Raw genomic sequence first — 23,232 nt, 5'->3', positions numbered from 1 at the left:
CAAATTTATTTTTTTCGCTACCTTTAGAAACTTTGAAACCTGTTTTAGCAGTCTTTCATCTTACAGCCAACCAGAAAGCTTCTATATTTTTTGAAAACCTAAAAATCTCTAATTTATTTAAAACATCAGATTATACCATATTTTCTCAAATTAGATTCTTTTTAAAACTTTTAAAATTAAATTGATAATACATCCCTTTCATTCCAAATAACAAGAAAATGCAAAATAATTTAATTTTTTTGAATACGAGCCTTAATAATAATTGGCTATAATAAAAATACCCATCCCCCCGAAACATCATGATTGATATTTCGGCCCATCCAATGAGGACGCGTTAGCGTCCTCATTGTTCTATTCCCCCATTTATATTGCCTATGAAAAGTTCGATAAAAGTCTATTTCTTACCTCTTCTCTACCACCCAAGTATTTTATATCTCCAGGCTCAGGGACTTCTTCTATACTCCATGGACCAAATTTGATTCTTTTCAATTCTATAACTTTATAACCTAAAGCCTTTATCATGAGTTTTATCTGCCTTTTTTTTCCTTCGTTTAAACTGATTTGTAAAAGTGCTTGATCTTTATCTTTTTTCAAAATTTTCACCTTGGATTTCATCGTTTTATATCCGGTTTCAAGTGTGATACCTTCTTCCAAAGTCCGCAATTCCTTTTTTGAAGGCGTACCTTTCACCAATACTTCATAAACTTTAGTGACCTTATTTTCAGGTCTTAACAAATAATTGGCTAAGTCACCATCGTTTGTCAGAAGCAAAAGACCGCTTGAATCGTAGTCAAGCCTGCCTACATAAAAAACTCTTTCTTCAATCTTTCCTTTCAGCAAATCATTTATTGTCTTTCTCCCGTACTGGTCTTTGAAGGTACACAAGACTCCTTTGGGTTTGTTTAAAAGGTAATAAACCTTGTTTTCAGCTTTCTTTTGTAGCTCGGAAAGATAATATTTTTTATTGTTAAATTCTATGCAATCATTTTTTTTTAATTCATACCACGGTTCTTTAACCAATTTACCGTTGACTTTCACGCCTTTAGTTAATATGTGCTCCGAGGAATGTCTTCTACTCAGAGATATTATTTGAAGAGCCTTTTGTAACTTCATTCTTTTTCATTTCCTCCAACTTTTTCAACGTTTTATCCGGTAAGAATTCGTAAAATTTTTCGGTAAGATGGTAGTATGTATGGTTTTTCTTTTTACTTTTTTTAACTAGATCGTATTCCATTAATTTTTTTAGCTGATAGTAACTATTTTTGCCTCTTATTTTTTCCATTTCAACAACCCTGCTATCTCCATTCATAAATAGTATCGCTAATACTTCAAATTGAGTTTGGGTTAATTCAAATTTTCGAGGGTTTGGGAAGATCATAGATTTTATTTCTGGCTTTATTTCAAATCTGTATTTGTTCCCGTTTCTTATCAATTCGACCCCGTGTTGGTCACCGATATAATGTAATTCTATTTCTTCTATATAATGCCTCAATTCTTCTTCTTTTATCTTTAAACGTTTGGAGATCTCTTTGAAAGATATACCGTTGGGCTTTGAGAATATTAATGCCTCTATCATTCGAATTTCTACATCTATTTTGTCTTTAGCCATTCAAATCACTTCCAACATTTTGTGAGCTAAGTTTAATAAAGAGACCTTTTTCATATTTAAAAAAACCACGGTTTACCAAAATTAGGGAAGCTAAAAACATTACTAAAAAATTCATCTTTTTATGTTGGGCATATTCGTAAAGATCTAGAATATTAAATTCATCTTTTTTTTCGAGCATCTCTATTGCATCTTCTATACGATAACTATCTCTGATAATCTCTAGCTTTTTTTGTTTGGTGATGTAATCATCGAAAAACTTTACTAGCTGATTTTCAACGATCTCTTTTTCTATTGATGGCTTATTCTTAATTCCAACAGGCTTTTTCTTATCTTCACCAAAATCCTTTTTTATAACCTCTTGAGCTTTTTTGATAACGTCATAATTTTCAATAGTTTCGTATATGACCTCTCTATGTTTTCTAAATTCTTTATCTTTATTGGAATTAGGAAGTAGCTCTTTTGATTTCAAAAATGTCAAATAAGCCGCCAATTCTAAAAATTCTGCTATGGAGTTTAAGTCGTCAAAATTATCGTTGACGTAATCTACGAATATATCTGAGATGTAACTGACAGATACTTTCCTAACAGGAATCTTTTTCTCTTTTATTAATTCAACAAGTTTAAAAAAAGGACCAGAAAATATGTCTAATTTTATATCAACATAGTTAAAGTTAATTATGAGAGCCTCCTTACCACCTTAAATGTAAAGCCTCTCTAACCTCTTGCATAGTTTGGCTGGCAACCTTTCTTGCCTTTTCGTTCCCATCTTCCGCTATTTCTATTGCATCTTCCACAGAAGTAGAAGCTAATTTATCCCAAACTGGTTCAAGTCTTTCTTTCATGTTTTTGATCAACAACTTTTTACAGTCAACACACCCGATCCCAGCTGTGGTGCAACCATTCCATACCCAATCTTTTTCATCTTGGGATTTAGTGAATGCCTTATGGTAATCCCAGACGGGGCATTTTTCAGGATTTCCAGGATCTGTTCTTCTTATCCTTGCCGGATCGGTCATCATGGGTAGAATTTTCTCTTTCAACTCTTTCTCGTTAGTTTCTATGTTTATAACGTTCCCATAGCTCTTAGACATCTTCCTTCCATCTGTGCCGGGTAGTTTCGGCACTTTGGAAATGATCGGTTGTGGTTCAGGAAATATTTCTTTGTACTTCAAATTAAACTTTCTTGCGATTTCTCGCGTAAATTCTAGATGGTAGATTTGATCTTCCCCAACCGGTACTCTATCCCCTTTATATATCAAAATATCTGCAGCTTGTAAAACAGGATACCCTAAAAATCCTAAGTTAGTTAAATCCTTAGTGGATATGTTACTTATTTGTTCTTTATAGGTTGGTATTCTTTCTAATCGTGAAACAGACGCTATCATACTAAAAATTAAATAAAGTTCCGCATGTTCTTTTATGGCTGATTGAACAAATAAAACACTTTTTTTAGGATCCAACCCTACCGCCACATAATGCCTTATTATATCAAAAGTAGAGGGTTGTATTATCTCAGGTGTGTCATAATGAGAGGTCAAAGCATGCCAATCGGCGACGAAGAAAAAATTTTTGTCTGATTTATTTTGAATCTCTACCCAATTTTCTAAAGTTACAAAGTTTCCAATATGTAATTTACCTGTAGCTCTCATTCCACTTAGAATGGTCATCTTTTACCTCCGTTTATTATATATTTTTTTGCTGCCCTTAGCTATTATAGCATAGATTTGACGTTAAGGCGCTTTAAAATTATATAAAGGAGTTATTCTTTTTATAATTTCTACGGTATCTTGTATGTTTTCTTCTATTTCTTTTAGAGACTTATACACCATTGGGGCTTCATCTATCGTTTGAGCATTAACAGAAGTAGAATAAATGCCATTCATCGCTTTTTTGTACTCTTCAATTGTTATTCTTTTCTTAGCTTGTTTCCTACTCATTACCCTTCCCGCACCATGTGGAGCTGAGAAGTTCCAATCAGGATTGCCTTTACCAACACATATCAAACTACCATCTTTCATATTTATAGGGATTATTAATTTTTCACCAAGTTTGGCAGAAACGGCACCTTTTCTCAAGATCATCTTTTCCAGGTCTATATAGTTATGGATGGTAGTGAACCTTTCACTAACGTTCAATTGCATTTGTTGAATGATTATATCAGTTATAGCTTTTCTGTTGAGTAATGCATAATTTTGTGTTATCTTCATATCCCAAAGGTAATCGTTAAACTCTTCCTTTTCCAAATACGCTAAGTGTTTAGGGATGTCTATATTTTTGATTGATCTATTTTTCTTCTTCTTTCTCTTTGAGAGTGGTTGACCCGTTAACATAGAATAAGCCAAATTCTGATAGTATTCAGCAACCTGTTTCCCTAAATACCTACTTCCAGAATGTACAACAATATACAAATTATTTGATTCATCTCTGTCTACCTCAATGAAATGATTTCCTCCGCCTAAGGTACCTATGCTCAGTATCGCTCGTTCTAAATCTATGAATTCTCTACATTTTAATTCTAATATCTGACTTTTTTCGACGTATGGGTGAGGCTTTTTACGAATATTGAAACCAGATGGGATTTCTTTCCTTATTACTTCATCAAGTTTTTCAAAGTTTATCTGTTTTTCCTCAATTTTAACTACTTCTACTCCACAGCCTATGTCGACTCCAACTAAATTAGGAACTATTTTGTCTTTTATGGTCATCGTTGTTCCAATTACACATCCTACCCCCGTATGTGCATCAGGCATTATCCTAATCTTAAGTCCTTTAACGAACTCTTGGTCGCACAGTTCTTTAATTTGTCTTATCGCTTCTTCTTCCAACTCATTTGTAAAAATCTTTGCCTCGTTAAATTGCCCTTTGATTATCATCATGTGTATCATCCTTTCACACGCTTCAACTCTTTTTATATCGTAACCTTTATTACTAAACTTCTTAATTAAATAATATCACAAAAAATTTAAAACACCTTTAGGATACAATAACCTCAATAAAGAACTAATTAAATGAATCAATAGTATGACTGAATTTAATAGTTAAAGTTTTCTTAAGATAAGTCGATAATGAATAGGTAGGAAAGAATACAAAGGAAGTGAAAACAATGGCTAGTAATCCTTATATTGGTACTTTTCAATTAACCGGCGCCGTTTCGGGAATGGACACACAAGCAATGGTCCAAAAATTAATGGAAGTTGAGCAACAACCTTTAAATAGAGCTCAAGAAAAATTTGATACTCTTACCTACAAACAAAAACTTTGGATGGAAGTAGACAATAAATTGGAGGATTTTTATGATTATCTGATCACTTTCAAATTGAAGAGTACTTTGATTCCAAAAAGTGCCACTTCTTCTGACGAAAGTGTATTAACCGCTACTGCTTCTGCAGATGCTGATAATTCAACTTTTTACTTGAAAGTTAATTCGTTGGCTTCTCCTACTGTTCTTGTAGGTGAGAACATTGATTCAACAATTACAAAAAGTTCAACAATAGGAGAGGTTATAAGTGCAACAGGTGATTCAACTTTTACCATCAAAAAAGGAGAAGATTCTGATACTATAACCGTTTCAGACAGTGAAACAATTCAAAACCTCATAGACAAAATAAACGCTTCAACCTTGGGAGTAGAAGCAAAATTTGATGATGCAAACGGCAAATTTTTCATTGTCAACGAAGAAAATAGGAACGTTGATATTAGCGTAATTGCTGACGCAGGTTCTAACGGTGAAAATTTAATTTCAGAACTTAAATTAAATGGAACACCCGAATCGGGCGATGATAATACCGTTAGGACCTTAGGGAGTTTGGGACAGGTTGAATTGTCTTTTGATGGAAGTACATCTATCACCACTTATCGCGACTTAACAGAAAACACTTTGAACGTTTTCGGTACTACAATCGATTTAAAATCAACCTCTAGTAGTTATGTGAAAGTTTCTATTGAACAAGATATAGATAAGAGTGTTGAAAATATAAAAGAATTTGTTGATAAGTACAATGAAACGATTACTTATGTGTATGACCTATTACATGAAGACCAAGTTACCGATAAACCTACAGAAGAGATGACAGAAGAAGATTATATGAAAGGGATGTTAAAAGGAGATAATAACCTAGAGAAAATATTTTATAATTTAAGAAATATGGTTTACTCACCTGTAGATATAGAACAATCTGGTTCCCAATATAATACTCTTTTTGATATTGGAATAACCTCAGGAGATTTAGGTGCTGGTTATGAAAATACAATGAAAGGCTTATTGAGCGTCGATGAAGATAAACTTAGAGAGGCTTTGAATACTAATTCCGAAGATGTTTGGAAGTTGTTCGCAACAAACGATACAACTAATAAAGAATATGGATATGCTCAATCCGTGCAGAATTATCTGTATGAAGTAACTAAGTTCAATGGCTATATAGATCAAATTGCCGGAACAAACGGCACCATAGGTAACGAGATGCGACGGCTAGCGGATGAAATGACCAACCTATTAGATAGGCTTCAAAGAAAAGAAGCACAATATTATGCACAGTTCTCGGCTATGGAGCAAGCTATCCAACAATTGAACGCACAAGGAATGTACATACAAAATGCTTTTTCTAACCAATAGATAAAACAATAACCGGTACTGTTTTTAAAAACAGTACCGGTTATTTTATTTAGTCTATTTTTATCTTTTTACCCAACAGATTTTTCTTGTGTAGCTTCAGCTTCTTTTTCAGGTTGAACAACTTCGTAATTTTGTTCCGCGTACAACTTCAAACCCGTTCCTGCTGGGATAGGTTGGCCTACTATGACGTTTTCTTTTAATCCTTTCAACCTATCTACTTTACCTTCTATAGCTGCCTCTGTTAGTATTTGTACAGTTTGCTGGAATGAAGCAGCTGAAAGCCATCCTTCCCTTTCTAAAGAAGCCTTTGTGATTCTTAACAACCTACGTTCGAATTTTATCGTATCTTTAGGATTTATAAGATATTTTTTGGATGTACCTACTAGATGAGTTTTCCCATCTTCAGTTGTGATCTCTTTATATTCTTCGTAGACTTCAATCTCTTTAATGTTTGTTTCGATAATTTGATTTAAAATTTCTTGGGTGATCTCTGTTCCTTGTTCAAAGATCTTATCTTCTTCCTCTTCTTCATCCTCGGTAGGAATTATAACCCTCTTTGCCAACTTTTTACCAACAACTAATTCTCTGTTTTCTGTTATATAGGAGTTTTCTTCCAATATTTCCTCGTTAATTTTCTGCACTTTACCATAACTTACCAAATCTCCCGGCATGAAGTCTGTATCTCCACCGTCTATAATCTCTACTTTGTTGATCATCTGTCTAATTATTATTTCAAAGTGTTTATCATGAATGTCCACACCTTGTTCAGCATATATTTTCTTTATTTCACTCAGCAAATAATTTGCCAAAGCGCTTACTCCTAATTCTTTGAGTATTTTTCTAGGTTTTATATTTCCCGTTGTTAACCTTTGACCCGGTAATACTTTATCTCCTTCTTCTACAACAGCTTTTGTTCTATAGTCAGCTTCATAACTTTCCAATTCACCATCTGAATTTTCTATTATTATCTTTAATCTTCTTCCTCTTTTGTTTTCAGTATCTCGCTCGATAGCTCTTACTATACCTTTTATCTTCGAGAACTCCCCTTCAGGCCCTTTTGTCTTTTTTCTTGCTTCAAACAATTCTTCGGCTCTGGGTAGACCTTGGGTTATATCCGAAGTGGTAGCTATACCTCCCGTATGGAAGGTCCTCATGGTTAATTGCGTTCCTGGTTCACCTATAGATTGTGCAGCAATTATCCCTACAGCTTCCCCTATGTTGACTAATTTGTAGTTCGAAAGGTCCATTCCATAACATTTTGCACAAAGACCATTTTCAGACTCACAAGTAAGAGGTGATCTAATGAAAATAGATGGTCTAACAGTAACCGTTTTTATTCCGTGTTTTTCGAGGACTTTGGAAACCTTTAAGTCTATTCTTTCTTGATATTTAAGCAAAGTCACAGTCTTTCCATCAATTTCAACTTTAAGATCTTCTCCGGAGTAAACATAATCTACTGCATTATATTCTTTAACATTCAAAGTTTGTATCCCGTGTAAGAATGCTTCTTCTATGGCTTCTTCTGTGATTTCTTCACCTTTTTTGATTAATACCTTACCTTCTACTTGTACGTCTTCTAATGATTCTAAGTATGAATCTTTTGGCATATCTTCAATTTTTATCGTTTTTTCCTTCGATACAGGAATCTCTTTTACATAATTTGCCAAGAATTGTGCATCTTTTTCTTTTAAGATTATTCCTTTTTCATATTTTTTATCTGCTTCGGGATTATAAATTACTTCCTTTGTTTCCGGATCCAAAACATCTTTAGCTAAAACTCTACCAAATAAGAAGTCTGATAGGTTTTCAATTTTTGAATCGTCAGCCCAAAGTTCTCTTGCCTCAATACCTTTGTCTGTTCCACAATCATCTTCTGTGATTGTTATGCTTTGTGCAACATCTACGAGCCTTCTGGTTAAGTATCCAGCTGTCGATGTTCTTAAAGCTGTATCAGCTGACCCTTTTCTCGAACCATGTGTTGAGGTGAAAAATTCTAATTCTGATAATCCATTCTTAAAGTTTGAAGTGATAGGAACTTCGATTATTTTACCCGATGGATCAGCCATTAATCCTCTCATACCGGCTAATTGTTTCAATTGATCTATATTACCTCTAGCTCCAGATTCGATCATCATCCAAATTGGATTGAATGTGTGTTTTCGATATGTATTCGCTGTTTCTACTGTAACTTTGGCGGTGGCGTTTTCCCAAATCTTAATGATTTCTTTGTATCTTTCATTATCCGTCAAATAACCTTCTTCATAGAGTGATTCGATTTTGAGAACTTCTTCCTTAGATTCTTCTATTAATTCTTCCCTCTTTGGGGAAACTAATACATCACGTATAGAAATAGTTAACCCGGATAATGTTGAATAATGAAAACCAAAATCTTTAATACTATCTAAAAGATCCGCGGTTCTATCTATTCCATGTTTTTCAAAAGTGTTAAATATCAGCTCTTTTAGATTCTTTTTGTCCATCTTTTGTGCGTAATTTCTTAGGTCTTCAGGCACTTCTTTGTTAAAAATTATTTTTCCGATAGTCGTTTTAAGAATACTACCATCTTTATATCTAAATGCAACTGGTTCATGAAGGGGTAAATTAGACTTTTTCCATATCAATTCCCCATCTTGAAGATATATATCTGAATCCACTATTTTTAAGTATTCGTAAGCGTATGTAGCTTCTAAATCTTCAGAGAATATGTGTCTTACATATCCATTCTCTCCCAATTCAGAAACTTTGGTAGGTACCTTTAGATTTTCGAACTTCTCATCTTCATGCATGGTTAAATAATATGCACCAGCAATTATATCTTTTCCTGGCATAGACAATGGTTTGCCGTTCGCAGGCGAGATAATATTATATCTTGATAACATTAGAAATTTTGACTCTGCTTGGGCTATATTGGAAAGGGGAATATGTATAGCCATTTGATCACCGTCAAAATCAGCATTAAACGGCGGACAAACCAACGGATGCAACCTTATTGCGTTTCCTTCTATTAGTTTTGGAATGAAAGCTTGAATAGATACCCTGTGCAGGGTAGGCGCCCTATTTAAGAGAACAGGATGCCCTTTTATAACCTCTTCCAAAACTTCCCAAGCCTCAGGCATTTCCTTTTCTATTATAGTTTTTTTGAATTTTCTGGCGCTTTTACTTGCCACGTTTGAATCTCTTAACAGCTCTGCAAGAACGAAAGGTTTAAATAGTTCTAAGGCCATTTTTTTTGGTAATCCACATTCATGAATCTTAAGATCAGGTCCAACAGCGATTACAGCTCTACCAGAGTAATCAACCCTTTTACCTAAAAGATTCCTTCTAAATCTACCTTTTTTACCTTTTAATAAATCTGTGAGTGATCTCAATGGTCTTCTATTTCTATCGGTCATTGGTTTACCAACACGACCATTGTAGAAAAGTGAATCTACAGCTTGTTGAAGTATCCTTTTTTCGTTTCTTACGATAATTTCCGGTGCTTCCATTTCTAACAACTTTCTTAAACGGTTGTTTCTATTTATTACCTTTCTATATAAGTCGTTTAAATCTGTTGCAGCAAACCTTCCACCCTCAATTTGTATCAAAGGTCTCAGATCGGGTGGTATAACGGGTATGATATTTGAAATTAGCCATTCAGGTTGATTACCAGATTTGATAAAATCCTTAACTAGTTTCAGTCTTCTTAATATTTTTACACTCTTTTGACTTTTTCTATCCAATTTTTCTAATTCGGATTCTAATCGTGCTTTTAATACTTCAAGATCAATCCTTTTCAACAGTTTTTGAATGGCTTCAGCACCATAACCATTTTCGAATTTTTCATATCTATTTATTTGAAATATCTTTTCTGTCCCGTCTTCTTCCTTTGCAACTAAATCTTTTACCCCAAATTCTTGAAGCTCGTTTAATACATCTTGGGTAATCTTTGTACCTTTTTCAAATTTCTTTTCAGGAAACTCAATTTCCGATACCAATTCTTTGTCAATTACGCTTTCTCTTTCTTCTTTAATCTTTGAGTTTAGTATCTTCATTACTTCTTCATAGGCTCTTGCTTCATCTTCCAGTAAGATATCTCCTATTTTTTTCCCTATTCTCTTTGCAAATCTTTTATCTATGTCTGTGATAACCACAATTGGTGTATCCCGCTCAATATCTCTTTCGACTTCTATGGAACCAGGATAATATTCTAAGAATAAAGAATATTCCTGCTGAGTAAGATAATCTTCTTCGAACAAAAATCTATCTGCTAAAGGCGTTCCTTTCTCAACTTCTTGTCCATTCTCCACCATTATTGATGAACCTTCAAAGACAGGATATTTTCTTTCAACTCCCGTATCATCTCTGATTATTATCCAGTTCAATTCTCTTTCGGTTTGTGTTAATTCAGATTTTATTTCTACCTTCCCACTTATATCGGCTATGGGCATACCTTTAACTGATACTATTTTTACTGCTGGTTCTACCCTTAAATCTAAATATTCAGCGTATATTTCATACTCTCTTTGATACAATATTTCCCCAGGTAAATATCCCAAATTTTCATTTTCAGGGCCGGGAAGGGTTAAATAAGCTCTTTCAATAACTCTTTTTGACCCATAGTAAATGATATTTTCTAAATCTTTCACACCAATGTTTAGTAAGATAGAAAGAATAGATGGAGAAGACTTTAAATACCAAATGTGAGAAATAGGTGTGGCCAATTCTATATGACCTATCTTTCTTCTCCGAGCTTCTTTGGATTCAACCTTTACGCCACATCTTTCACATACTGTTCCTTCATACTTTTTCCCCTTATATTTGCCACAAGCACATTCATAATCTTTTACAGGACCAAATATTTTTTCGCAGAATAAACCGTCTTTTTCAGGTTTCCCTGTTCTGTGATTTAAAGTTTCGGGTTTTTTAACTTCACCATTCGATGCTTCCAATATACTTTGGGGAGAAGCTATACCTATTTTTATTTTAGCAATCTTTCTTTGAAAGGAAGAAACATTTGCCAATTGAAATCCCTCCTTGAGGGTAAATTTTTATTTTACTCTCCGTCAACGTTGAAACTTAGATTCATTTTATTAATTAGAGTCTATCGACGTCTAATTCGTTTCCATCTTCATCGTAAAGCTTTATATCTAACATTAGTCCTTGTAATTCTTTTGTTAAAACTTTAAAACTTTCAGGAATCCCTGGTTCGGGAAGATTTTCCCCTTTTAATATCGCTTTGTAAACTTCATTTCTACCTTTAATATCATCGGATTTATAGGTTAACATTTCGTTGAGGGTATGAGCAGCTCCATGAGCCTCAAGAGCCCATACCTCCATTTCTCCAAATCTTTGTCCACCAAAATGAGCTTTACCACCTAATGGTTGTTGATGAATTAAAGAGTATGGACCGGTTGATCTTGCATGGATTTTATCTTTTGCTATATGGGATAATTTCAACATATACATGGAACCTACCGAGACTGGAAAATCGAAAGGCTCACCTGTTCGACCATCTCTAAGAACAATTTTCCCGTTAGGATGATCAGTATCATCGCCTAAATATAAATCGTGTTCTTTTCTTACTTTAGATAACTCATCCATGATTTCAGATTCAGTTGCTCCATCAAAAATTGGTGTAGCATAATAGTCGTTTGTTAACATCGAAAGCCATCCTAAGTGAAGTTCCAAAACTTGTCCAATATTCATCCTTGAAGGAACTCCTAAAGGTGAAAGTAACATTTGTAAAGGTGTTCCATCTGGTAGAAATGGCATGTCTTCTTTATTCAAAATGGTCGAAATTACTCCTTTGTTCCCATGTCTACCTGCTAATTTATCTCCAACTTGTAGTGTCTTTTTTGTTGCTACGAAAACTTTGACGTATTTATTTACACCAATTTCCAAAGAAGGAATATCCTTACGATCGAAAATTTGAACGTCTATGACCCTTCCTTCTATTCCGTGAGGAACCGTTAAAGATGTATCTTTAATGTCTCTACCCTTATCCCCAAACACCGATTTAATGAGCTTTTCTTCGGGAGTGGTATCTGATTCCCCTCTCGGAGTTACTTTTCCTACTAGGATATCTCCAGAAGATACGTAAGAACCAATTTTAACTATTCCCTCTTCATCCAAATTTCTTAAAAGTTCTTTTTTAACATTTGGAATATCTGAAGTTATTTCTTCTGGACCTAACTGAGTATCCATAGCTTTTGTTTCAAAAACTTCTATATGTATCGATGTAAAAGTATCATTTTCTAACAATTCTTGACTAACCACCATGGCGTCTTCAAAATTGTATCCTTCCCATGGAAGAAATCCAATGAAAACATTACGCCCAAGAGCCAACTCTCCCATGTCCATGGATGGACCATCCGCTATGGGTTCCCCTTTTTCTACAATATCTCCAACGTTAACAATAGGAACCTGGTTTATACACATATCTTGATTAGATCTAACATATTTTAATAAAGTGTATTCATCTTTTAAGGGTTCACCATTGGCATCTTTTAGGATATTATTCTCTTCATCCAATCTAATAATTACAATCTTTCTTCCATCTACATAATCAACCATACCTTTATGATTTGCCATAATCAAATAACCCGAGTCTCTTGCCGCTAGCCATTCTACTCCTGTACCTACATAAGGAGCTTGAGGCCTAAGAAGAGGAACGGCCTGCCTTTGCATATTTGACCCCATTAAAGCTCTGTTTGCATCATCATGCTCTAAAAATGGAATAAGAGCAGCTGATACAGAGGCTATCTGTTTTGGCGTGACCGATATATATTCAATCTCATCTTTGTGAAATAAACTCACCTTTCCTAAATATCTAGCTTCGACATACTCTTCTATGAAAGAACCATCTTCCCCAATTTCTGCGGAAGCAGGGGCAATTTTATAAAGTTCTTCTTCATCGGCAGTCAAATATACTATATTGTTTAAATCAACTTTTGCATGTTTTACTTTATAATAAGGAGTTTTCAAAAAGCCAAATTCATCAACTTTAGCTAGAATTGCCATAGAAGTAATTAATCCAATATTCGCGCCTTCAGGAGTCTCTATGGGGCACATCCTTCCATAATGAGAATGGTGAACGTCCCTGACCTCAAATTTCGCATGTTCTCTTTTCAAACCTCCAGGACCTATTGCCGATAACCTTCTCTTATGGGTTAGCTCAGCTAAAGGATTAACTTGATCTAAGAATTGTGATAATTGACTAGATGCAAAAAATTGATGAAAAGCAGTCATTATTGCCCTTGAATTTATCAGGGTTTGAGGACTTATTTTGTTAATCGATTGAACGCCTGCAACTTTTTCTGGAGCATGCTGAATCATTTTAGAAAAAGCTCTTTCAAATTCAATTTGCATAAGTTCTCCAACTGATCTCACTCTCTTGTTGCCCAGATGGTCTCTTGTATCAAGCCCTTCAGTATTTTCTTTAACATTCAGTAAATACCTTGCGGATAAGATGATGTCTAACTTATCAACCGCAAAGGTTTTAACTGGATATTTTATTTTATCTTCCATATCTTCAGAAATGTCCTTTTTTTCAACCTCTCGTAGATAATCAATATAAGCCTTTCTCAATTTCACCTGAATTTTCTGTCTTCCAATCTGAGAAAAATCGAATTTTTCAGGATTGAAGTACATATCTTCTATTTCATCTTTAGCCTTTTGAGCTCTAGGAATTTCTGTAGGTTTTAATTTTGAAAAAATTTCTTTGTAAGCTTCCATAGAAGTTAAACTTTCTTCTTTTTCGTATCTTTTTTTCATCTTTTCTAACGTTATTTCTGCAACTAAATGTGCCACTGTTACAGTTTTAATTTCATATTTTTTCAACAATTCCAATACTTCATGAAGCTTCATGCCGTATACTGTTCTTCTTGGGGGATCCATATTATCTAATTCTTTAAACGATAAATCCGACAATACAGTACAATTACTATAATTTGACAGTTCAACTTCATCTTCTAAATCAATTTCTTTTGGAAATAATCGTAATATATCCAAATCATTTTCGTATCCCAATGCCCTTAAAAAAAGAAAAAAATTGAATTTTCTTTTTCTGTCTATTCTAACTTGAAGAACCTCTTTACCTGGATTAGGATTGTAAAGTATCTCCAACCAAGCACCTTTTATCGGTAAAAAGTGTGCTATAAACATTTCTTTGGAAGTATCTGTCTCTTCTTCTTTTATGAAATACACTCCAGGAGATCTAACGAGTTGGTTAACTATTACCCTTTCTGCCCCATTGACAATAAATATACCTCTATCAGTCATATAAGGTATGTTACACAAAAATATATCATCTTTTTCGATCATTTCACCTGTTGCTGAATCCGTTATTCTAACTTTTAAATAAGCTTTACCTGCGTACGTTAAGCCTTTGTCTCTACATTCACTCTCGCTAAAAGAAGGGTCTTCAAACTTTATATCTACAAAATCAATCAAAAACTCTTTGTTTTTCTTGCCACTTGTTTTAACAGGTATCTTTATGGGCATATATCTTTTTATGCTTTCCATAACCTTGTTATTTAAGAAATCCCTAAAAGAATCTTTTTGAATTTTCACTAAATCCTCATATATTTCAAATTTTTCTGGAACTTTCCCAAAAAACTTTCTTTCTCTTTTCCCCACTTCTCGCGTGACCGTATTCATAGGAACCACCTCGGCATTTAGTCAAAATAATATTGGTTAAAAATAAGCAAAAAATCGCATTAGACAAAATGTCCAATGCGAATTCAATTATAACTTTTTTGCATGAAGAAAAGGTTAAAAAAAGGCTTCAACTTAATTTCAAATTCGACTTATTTTAATTCTACTTCGGCTCCTGCTTCTTCAAGCTTTTTCTTAATTTCTTCGGCTTCTTCCTTTGGAACAGCTTCTTTTATAACTGCGTCTGGAGTTCCGGCTTTTTCTACGAGATCTTTAGCTTCTTTTAATCCTAAATTTGTGATTTCTCTTACTACTTTTATTACACCGATCTTTTTGTCTCCAAAACTTTTTAAGACAACATCAAAATCCGTTTTTTCCTCTTCTTGCTGTGCTGGTGAAGCGCCTGCTGCGCCTGGTACTGCCGCCATTACGGGAGCTGCTGCAGAAACTCCAAATTCATCCTCGAGCGCTTTTACTAATTCAGCCAGTTCTCCCACGGTCATATTTTTAATTTCGTTGATAAGTTCCTCTTTTGTCATTTTCCTACACCTCCAAACTTATTTTTTCTCCTTAATAGCGTTAAACACATACACTAGTTTTCTTAAATTATCAGTTAAAGCGTTTACCAAACCAGAAATAGGATTATTAAGAGACCTAACAATAGTAGCGTAAAGTTCCTGTTTTGACGGTAGTTTGGCATACTCTTCTGCTTGGACTGCATCAAAAATCTTTCCTTCCAAAATTCCACCTTTAATAAAAGGTTTATTACTATGAGAATCGGAAAATTTCTTTACTACTTTTAACACTTCAATGGGATCTGCTTCTTCAGCGTGTATAACTCCTGTACTACCTTCAAAAAATTTTTCAAAGTCCTCTAATTCCTTACCAGCTAATTTGACAGCTGTTTTTAACAAAGAAGTTCGATAGACGGTGTAAACTACGTCCTTTCCAAAGTTTTTATACAGTTCTATTCTGAAGTCGCTAGTTTCTGCCACTGACATCCCAGTAAAATCAATAAATAAAATAATAGGGGAAGACTCCAAGGAACCAATAAAGTTGTCTATTAAAGACTTTTTGCGTTCTTTAGTTAACAAAAAAAACACCTCCTTAAATAAAAAAGCCGCAACAGGCAGCGGCTACAAGGAACAATAATTATTCCTTTATCCGCGTACCTCGGTAGGCGAGTTTTCGCCTCTTTAACCTATTAAAGACCTACTTTCTTTGGCACGCAATATATTGTTACTTTTTAATTAAATTAAAATCCTTTAAGTTAGGCAACTGTTGCTAAAGATAATGAGTTTAAATCGATATTGATACCTGGTCCCATCGTTGCAGCTATCACAGCTTTTCTAATAAATTTTCCCTTAGAATTTTCTGGTTTCATCTTCATTAACTGCTCAAAAGCGGAAATTAAGTTTTCTTTTAAATCATCTTTGTCGAAAGAAACCTTACCGATAGGAACATGTATGTTTCCCGTTCTGTCATTTCTAACTTCCACTTTACCAGCTTTAAATTCTTTAACAGCTTGAGCTACGTCATCGGTTACCGTTCCCGCTTTTGGAGAAGGCATAAGACCTCTTGGACCTAATACTTTACCAAGCCTTCCTATCTTCCTCATTATGTCGGGAGTAGCTATTGCTACATCAAAATCAGTCCAACCTTCGTTGTTTATTCTCTCTATTAAATCATCCGAACCAACAAAATCAGCCCCTGCTTGCTTAGCCTGCTCAGCTTTTTCTCCCTCTGCAAAAACTAAAACTCTCACATTTTTACCCGTTCCTTTTGGTAATGAAATTGTACCTCTAACGTTTTGATCTCCCTTTTTAGGATCTATTCCCAAAAGCACATGAAGCTCTACAGTACCATCGAATTTTGTGTAAGAAGTCTTTTTTACTAAATCCAAGGCTTCATCGATATCATAATTTTTTTGTTTATCAACAAGTTTTATCGCTTCTTTATACTTTTTTCCATGTTTTGGCATAAACTTCTCCTCCCTTCTTAATCTTCAATTTCTATTCCCATGCTTCTTGCTGTACCAGCAATAATCTTCGTTGCTGCATCCAAATCCATAGCGTTAAGATCTTGCATCTTGGTTTCAGCAATCTCACGAAGTTGTTTCCTCTTTATCTTGCCGACAACTTCCTTGCCTGGTTCCTTAGCGCCAGATTTAAGGCCAACAGCCTTTTTTATCAAAAAAGAAGCGGGAGGAGTTTTTACTATAAACGTGAAGGACCTATCTTCAAAAACAGATATTTCTACTGGCAACAATGTCCCTGCTTGATCTGCAGTTGCTGCATTGAACTTCTTACAAAATTCCATCAAATTTACTCCATATTGTCCCAGTGCTGGCCCTACAGGTGGAGCAGGTGTCGCTTTTCCAGCTTCCAATTGCAATTTTACAACCCTCAAAAGTTTTTTTGCCATACACTTGTAACCTCCTTGTGGTAAATTGGGAAAATCCCTCCCACATTTTATTTATTAATCAATAATCTTTTCAATTTCTCCTAAAGATAATGTTACTGTAGTTTCACGTCCAAACATGGTGACTACAACTTGTACTTCTTGTTTTTCCAGATCATAATCTTTAATTTTACCTGTAAAATATTCAAAAGGACCATTTATGATCTTTACATGTTCTCCTAGTTCGAAATCGGTTCTGATCTCTTTAACTTGCCTTTTTTGATAAGCTTCCTCACCCATTAATCTAAGAACAACTCTAATCTCATTTTTATTCAATTTTACAGGTTTTCCACCTATGTTTAAAATAGTAGATACGTACGGTAAATTGCTAACTAATTCTTCAGTTTCTTTAGTATACATCATTTCAACAAAAACATAACCTGGAAATAAATTCTTCTTTTTTGTTTTTATAATTTTTATCTCTTTGTGAAAAGGAGTCTCTCTAATATCTATTCTTCCAGAAAACTTCGCCTTATACTCTTTGGGCTCACATAGTTTATCACCTATTCGAACGTTACTTCCAACCTTAAATCTCTCATGGATAAAGGTTTCACGAGGTAATAAATAGATATCCTTTTCTTTCGATTCATTTTCAATGACTACTCTTTTAACTTTTTCAACAGAGACAATCTCACCATCAACATCACTCTTATATTCAAGATTCTTACTAAATGGTGTATCTGCTCGTACTTTTTTCCCAGCCTTTAATCCCGCTAATAAACCAGCACTCTCTGGTATCAAAAAAGTCTTTGAATATTTTTTCCCTTCTGTCTCAACAAGGATTTTTCGAAAATTTTTTATATCTACTATCTTTCCAGCTGTTTTTGCGAATATTTCTGGTTCTCTTGCTAAAATGTCTCCCTTCTTTACATCATTACCTTTTTTAACGAATATTTGAGCTTCTTTTTCGATATAGATTTTCTGCACTCTTTTATTACTATAATTTAATTCATCAACTTCGGGTATTATTATTTTACCAAAATACTTTTCATACCCTAAATTTTTTATTCTCTCTTCGAGAGTTTCTTTAACTTTATTTTCCATCCCTGAATAAACTTGTAGTACATACCATTCTTTTCGCATCTTATATTATTCTCACCACGTCTCTGTCAACAATTTATGTGTCTCAAATCAAATAATTATTGAGTAGGTACCCCGCTTCCTCTCAAGAAAACCGGATAAACCAACCATGAAAATAGCTGTAAAAGCCCAAAATCAACCGCAAAAAGATAAACAGCAAAGATTGCTATAACAATTAACACAACCAAAGTAGAATTAAGCAACTCTTTTCTTGTAGGCCAATTAATTTTCTTCGCTTCTTGCCAAACGGAAGTCAAAAAAATCCAAAATTTAGACATTTATAAACACTCCCATATAGTTATGAAAAATACACAATTAAATTTTTGATTCCACATGAAGAGTATGTTTTCTACAATGGGGACAGTACTTTTTTAATTCGATTTTTTCTTTGTAATTCCTATTTTTCTTTTTATAGTAGTTTCTATTATTACATTCTGTGCATTTCAAAGAAAACTTTATAATTTGAGATTTAGCAGCCAATGTTATCACCTCTTTCGGGATAAATTAATAAATAATATAAATGGTGGTGAGGGAAGGATTCGAACCTTCGAAGGCAATCTGCCAGCGGATTTACAGTCCGCCCCCTTTGGCCACTCGGGCACCTCACCATAATAAGGTTATCCAAGAAATAGTGGAGCCGATGAAGGGACTTGAACCCCCAACCTGCTGATTACAAGTCAGCCGCTCTGCCAGTTGAGCTACATCGGCAACTCATTATTTACCAACTGAAGTTGATTATATCAAACCACAAAAACGTTGTCAATGGATTTTAAGTTAAAAATATATTAAATTGTACTTTAACTTGATAACCTATCGTTGTCAAAAAATCCAATAACAAAGAATTTATCTTTACATATTTTGTTTTTAACAATATTCATGGTAAAATAATAGTGAAACGAGAATACAAAGGACAGTAAATAATAACATTTCTATATACAGCGACGCGAACTTATCGGTAGTTTTTGTTGCTTAGGTGTACGGTAAAGGAGGAGAGTAGACATGTTTGATAATTTTACAGAAAGAGCTGCAAAAGTTTTTATTGAAGCTCAAAATGAAGCAAAACAGATGGGACACCCCTATGTTGGAACAGAACATATTTTATTGGGACTGTTGAAAGTTGGAGGAGGCCATTTAGATACTGTATTTGAAGAATTTAATTTATACTATAATTCTATAAAGATGGAAATAACCAATGTTGTTGGTACGAATTCAACCCAGGGAATAATAGGATCTCCACAACCTACCCCAAGAGCTAAAAGAATATTAGAGTTGGCATATGATGAATCTGAACTCATGGGGTTTGGTAAGATAGACGCCGAACATCTTCTTTTAGGCATCTGTAGAGAAGCAGAAGGAATAGCTTCTCATATATTGAAGCGTTCCGGAATAAATCTAACTTTGATGAGAAAAGAACTAACGGAAATGATGATTAAGGGTAGATCAACCGGGCGAATGGAGATTGCTAAAACCGAAGAGTCAGAAGAAAGAAAACGTCAAAAGCAAAATGCACTTAAGCAACTTGAAGAATATGGAACTGATTTAACCGCACAAGCTGAGAATCGTAAATTGGATCCTATAATAGGAAGAGAAATAGAAATAAACCGTATAATGGAAATATTGGCGAGAAGAAAAAAGAATAATCCTGTTTTGATAGGTGAGGCAGGTGTAGGTAAAAGTGCGATAGTTGAAGGCTTGGCACAAAGAATCGTTGAAGGCCGAGTGCCAGAGATATTAAAAAATAAAACTATTTTTTCTTTGGATATTACCTCAATAGTAGCTGGAACAAAATATCGAGGCGAGTTCGAAAAAAGAATGAAAAAATTGATGCAAATATTGCAAAAAACTGAAGATATTATTCTTTTTATCGACGAATTACATATGATTGTAGAAGCTGGAGCTGCTGAGGGGTCTTCCATGGATGCTGCAAACGTATTAAAACCAGCCTTAGCAAGCGGAGAAATTACTGTGATTGGTTCCACCACGGCAAGTGAATACAGAAAATTTATTGAAAAGGATCCCGCTCTTGAAAGACGTTTCCAAAAGATATATGTAACTGAACCTACTATTGAAGAGACTATAAATATCTTGTCAGGCATAAAATCCAAATACGAGGAACATCATAAAGTTAAATATCAACATTCTGCAATTCAGTCAGCTGTACAGCTTTCGGCAAGGTATATTACAGATAGACACCTGCCAGACAAAGCAATAGATGTTATAGATGAAGCTGGCGCTAAAGCACGTTTAAGCGCTCTAACACTTCCTGATAAATTAAAAATTCAATCTGAAAAGATTGTAGATTTTGAAAGTAAAAGAAACGATCCCAATTCTAAAGAAAACGTTGAAGAAAAACTAACAAAGATGAAAGAAAAGTACGAAGAGGAATATTCAAAATGGAGAGCTGAAGCTGAAAATAGAATAATTCAAATAAATGAAGAAGATATAGCTGAAATAATATCCAATTGGACAGGTGTCCCATTGAGACAACTCCGTCTCGAAGAGATGGAAAAGTTATTAAATTTGGAAGCGGTATTACACGAACGAGTGGTTGGACAGGATGAAGCTATAAAATCAGTTGCAAAGGCTATAAGGAGGGCACGAAGTGGATTAAAAGATCCACAAAGACCTACAGGCGTATTCATGTTTTTAGGGCCAACCGGTGTTGGAAAAACTGAGCTAGCTAAGACTTTAGCAGCCTATCTCTTTGGAAACGAAACACATTTAGTAAGAATTGATATGAGTGAATACATGGAAAAATTCAGCGTCTCAAGGCTTGTGGGTGCTCCTCCAGGATATGTTGGCTACGATGAAGGCGGTCAATTGACGGAAATTGTAAGAAGAAGACCTTATTCCGTAATTTTGCTGGACGAAATAGAAAAAGCACATACAGATGTATACAATATTTTGTTACAAATAATGGATGAAGGAAGATTAACAGATTCTCAAGGAAGAACGGTTGACTTTAGAAACACAATAATTATTATGACCTCTAACCTTGGTTCTGAACAGATCAACAAAACTAAGAGAAGTTTGGGTTTTGTAGAAGAAGGCACGATGGAAAGTGAATACAAAGACATAAAACAAGAAGTAATGTCCGCAGTGAAGAAAGCATTCAAACCAGAGTTCATAAACAGATTAGACGATGTTATTGTATTTCACCCGCTTACTAAAAATCAACTTAAAGATATTATATCCATTCAACTAAGCGACCTAAAAAGTAGATTAGAAGAAAGAAATCTTACATTATCGGTCAAAGAAAGTGCTATCAATTTCTTATTGGAAAAGGGTTATGATTCTGTTTTTGGAGCAAGACCTTTGAAAAGGGCTATACAAAGATATATTGAAGATCCTTTGTCCGAAGAATTATTAAAAGGAAAATATGAAGAAGGAGATAAAATATTAGTAACTCACAAAAAATCTAAAGAAAGTCTTTCTTTTAGAAAAAGTCCGAAAAACAAGAAACAAATGGAGAAGAAAGTGGTCAATAGTTGAGAAAATCTCAAAAACACTACGTATGCAGTAATTGCGGTTATGAATCCGATAAATGGTTTGCAAAATGTCCTATGTGTAATGAATTAGAATCCGCGGTAGAATATAATACCGCGGATGTTTCTATTGATACTGGACACCTTAAAGTTCCAGATATAGTTTTTCTTGATCAAGAGCTTCCCCCAGCAAAAAAGATCCCTACTAATTTTCAAGAAATTGACAATGTGTTAAACGGTGGATTGGTGGAAGGTGCTGTCTATTTGTTGAGTGGAGACCCGGGTATTGGAAAAAGCACCTTATTGGCACAAATCGCAAAGTCTATTCAGACACCTGAAGGATTCATCTTCTACGTTTCAGGTGAAGAATCGACAGAACAAGTCGTTCAAAGATTCAATCGGTTGGAAATAAAAAATAAAAATATAGGATTAATATTCGAAAATAATGTGGATGTTATACTTAATGCTATGGAAAAGTCTAATATGATACCTTCCGTTATTTTCATAGATTCTGTTCAAACCTTAAAAATAGACAGTATTGATTCTTCACCTGGTAGTATTCTCCAAGTTAGAGAAAGCACGAGAAAAATGGTGGAATACGCTAAAAAAATGAATATTCCTATAGTTCTGGTAGGTCATGTAAACAAAGAAGGAGCTATTGCTGGTCCAAAAGTGTTAGAACACATGGTAGATTGCGTTCTTCAAATGGAATTGGAAGGTGGATCTGGACTAAGGCTTTTAAAAGTGACTAAAAATCGGTACGGCCCCACAGATGAAGTTATTTTATTTGAAATAACCCAAAAAGGTTTAAAACCAATAGATAATATAAATTCTTTTTTCTTGTCTGATTATTCGAATGAGTCAGGAAACACTTTAACTATAGTAAAAGTTGGTCAAAAATTACTTCCAATAGAGATACAAGCTTTAGTCAGTAACCCGGTATACGGATCACCTAGAAGGGTTACTTCGGGTATACCTTTAGATAGACTTTTAATGATAATTGCAGTACTTTCCAAGAAGTTGAAGCTCCCATTGGAAAGTAAAGATATATTTGTTAGTAGTGCAGGAGGACTAAGGATCAATGACAGTTCAATGGATGTTGCCATAGCTTTATCTTTAATCTCCTCGATATTCGATACCCCACTTTCTTCTTCGACGATAGCCTTTGGAGAAATAGGTTTAGATGGGAGAATAAGAGGTATTCCTCTTTTAGAGAAAAGATTGGAGCTTTCACAAAAAATTGGTTTTAATAATATAGTTATTCCAAAAAATTTTTCCCCTAGAAAAAACTCTATTGTAGTTGCAGAAAGTGTAAAAGATTTGATAAAATTATTCAAAAAAGGGGGATGAAA

Annotated in this window: 17 protein-coding genes, 2 tRNA genes and 1 other annotated feature; of the genes, 3 read left to right on the top strand and 16 right to left on the bottom strand. The window is 34.3% G+C overall.

The features are described from left to right. Nucleotides 1-372: 372 nt before the first annotated feature. The 5 genes from ACW9JY_RS03460 to ACW9JY_RS03440 form a co-directional block, all read right to left on the bottom strand. Nucleotides 373-1,113 carry a pseudouridine synthase gene (locus ACW9JY_RS03460; RefSeq protein ID WP_457283398.1) on the bottom strand — a complete coding sequence of 247 codons (741 nt, stop codon included), beginning with the start codon at nt 1,111-1,113 and terminating at the stop codon, nt 373-375. Continuing rightward, a complete protein-coding gene (locus ACW9JY_RS03455) occupies nt 1,073-1,609 on the bottom strand; it encodes an SMC-Scp complex subunit ScpB (RefSeq protein ID WP_457283397.1) in 537 nt (178 codons plus the stop codon). The genes ACW9JY_RS03460 and ACW9JY_RS03455 overlap by 41 nt, the downstream gene beginning before the upstream one ends. Further along, a complete protein-coding gene (locus ACW9JY_RS03450) occupies nt 1,602-2,216 on the bottom strand; it encodes a hypothetical protein (RefSeq protein WP_281255664.1) in 615 nt (204 codons plus the stop codon). Before ACW9JY_RS03450 ends, ACW9JY_RS03455 begins: the two co-directional genes overlap by 8 nt. Nucleotides 2,217-2,298: 82 nt before the next feature. Next, on the bottom strand, nt 2,299-3,276 hold the full coding sequence (gene trpS / locus ACW9JY_RS03445) for a tryptophan--tRNA ligase (protein ID WP_457283396.1): 978 nt from the start codon (nt 3,274-3,276) through the stop codon (nt 2,299-2,301). 63 nt (nt 3,277-3,339) lie between these two features. After that, a complete protein-coding gene (locus ACW9JY_RS03440) occupies nt 3,340-4,485 on the bottom strand; it encodes an RtcB family protein (RefSeq protein ID WP_457283395.1) in 1,146 nt (381 codons plus the stop codon). Nucleotides 4,486-4,712: 227 nt separating this feature from the next. Here ACW9JY_RS03440 and fliD point away from each other — a divergent pair, with 227 nt between their 5' ends. Beyond that, complete coding sequence (gene fliD / locus ACW9JY_RS03435; protein ID WP_457283394.1) at nt 4,713-6,221, top strand: flagellar filament capping protein FliD; 1,509 nt, start codon at nt 4,713-4,715, stop codon at nt 6,219-6,221. A 68-nt stretch (nt 6,222-6,289) separates the two neighbouring features. Here fliD and ACW9JY_RS03430 read toward each other — a convergent pair whose 3' ends face one another. From ACW9JY_RS03430 to ACW9JY_RS03380, 11 genes are all read right to left on the bottom strand, one after another. Continuing rightward, the gene (locus ACW9JY_RS03430) at nt 6,290-11,221 is read right to left on the bottom strand and encodes a DNA-directed RNA polymerase subunit beta' (RefSeq protein ID WP_457283393.1); all 4,932 of its coding nucleotides are present in this window, start codon (nt 11,219-11,221) and stop codon (nt 6,290-6,292) included. Nucleotides 11,222-11,294: 73 nt separating this feature from the next. Continuing rightward, complete coding sequence (rpoB, locus tag ACW9JY_RS03425; RefSeq protein WP_457283392.1) at nt 11,295-14,858, bottom strand: DNA-directed RNA polymerase subunit beta; 3,564 nt, start codon at nt 14,856-14,858, stop codon at nt 11,295-11,297. Nucleotides 14,859-15,007: 149 nt separating this feature from the next. Beyond that, nucleotides 15,008-15,394 (bottom strand): 50S ribosomal protein L7/L12, encoded by a 387-nt coding sequence (rplL, locus tag ACW9JY_RS03420; protein WP_103076280.1) that lies wholly within the window; start codon nt 15,392-15,394, stop codon nt 15,008-15,010. Nucleotides 15,395-15,412: 18 nt separating this feature from the next. After that, nucleotides 15,413-15,958 (bottom strand): 50S ribosomal protein L10, encoded by a 546-nt coding sequence (rplJ, locus tag ACW9JY_RS03415; RefSeq protein ID WP_245855438.1) that lies wholly within the window; start codon nt 15,956-15,958, stop codon nt 15,413-15,415. 1 nt (nt 15,959) lies between these two features. Beyond that, nucleotides 15,960-16,098 (bottom strand) — a sequence feature (ribosomal protein L10 leader region). A 27-nt stretch (nt 16,099-16,125) separates the two neighbouring features. After that, nucleotides 16,126-16,836, bottom strand: a complete 711-nt coding sequence (gene rplA, locus ACW9JY_RS03410; protein ID WP_103076282.1) for a 50S ribosomal protein L1 — start codon at nt 16,834-16,836, stop codon at nt 16,126-16,128. A 17-nt stretch (nt 16,837-16,853) separates the two neighbouring features. After that, nucleotides 16,854-17,279: a 50S ribosomal protein L11 gene (gene rplK / locus ACW9JY_RS03405; protein ID WP_103076283.1), complete on the bottom strand. Its 426-nt coding sequence runs from the start codon at nt 17,277-17,279 to the stop codon at nt 16,854-16,856. 54 nt (nt 17,280-17,333) lie between these two features. Beyond that, entirely contained in the window at nt 17,334-18,398 is a 1,065-nt protein-coding gene (locus tag ACW9JY_RS03400) for a transcription termination/antitermination NusG family protein (protein WP_103076284.1), read from the bottom strand. 56 nt (nt 18,399-18,454) lie between these two features. Further along, on the bottom strand, nt 18,455-18,673 hold the full coding sequence (gene secE / locus ACW9JY_RS03395) for a preprotein translocase subunit SecE (protein WP_012208210.1): 219 nt from the start codon (nt 18,671-18,673) through the stop codon (nt 18,455-18,457). A gap of 37 nt (nt 18,674-18,710) precedes the next feature. Beyond that, a complete protein-coding gene (gene rpmG, locus ACW9JY_RS03390) occupies nt 18,711-18,875 on the bottom strand; it encodes a 50S ribosomal protein L33 (RefSeq protein ID WP_103076285.1) in 165 nt (54 codons plus the stop codon). A 41-nt stretch (nt 18,876-18,916) separates the two neighbouring features. Continuing rightward, nucleotides 18,917-19,003: transfer RNA gene (locus tag ACW9JY_RS03385), tRNA-Tyr, on the bottom strand. 24 nt (nt 19,004-19,027) lie between these two features. Next, nucleotides 19,028-19,103, bottom strand: a tRNA-Thr gene (locus ACW9JY_RS03380). 291 nt (nt 19,104-19,394) lie between these two features. On the opposite strand from ACW9JY_RS03380, the gene ACW9JY_RS03375 reads away from it, so the two are divergent. Together ACW9JY_RS03375 and radA are read left to right on the top strand one after the other, a co-directional pair. Beyond that, a complete protein-coding gene (locus ACW9JY_RS03375; protein ID WP_457283391.1) occupies nt 19,395-21,887 on the top strand; it encodes an ATP-dependent Clp protease ATP-binding subunit in 2,493 nt (830 codons plus the stop codon). Next, on the top strand, nt 21,884-23,230 hold the full coding sequence (gene radA, locus ACW9JY_RS03370; RefSeq protein ID WP_103076287.1) for a DNA repair protein RadA: 1,347 nt from the start codon (nt 21,884-21,886) through the stop codon (nt 23,228-23,230). Before ACW9JY_RS03375 ends, radA begins: the two co-directional genes overlap by 4 nt. Nucleotides 23,231-23,232: the final 2 nt, after the last annotated feature.

It is taken from the genome of Petrotoga sp. DB-2 (genome assembly GCF_054051725.1).
The sequence above is the reverse complement of the archived record's forward strand: the minus strand, read 5'-3'. Positions and strand labels throughout refer to the sequence as shown.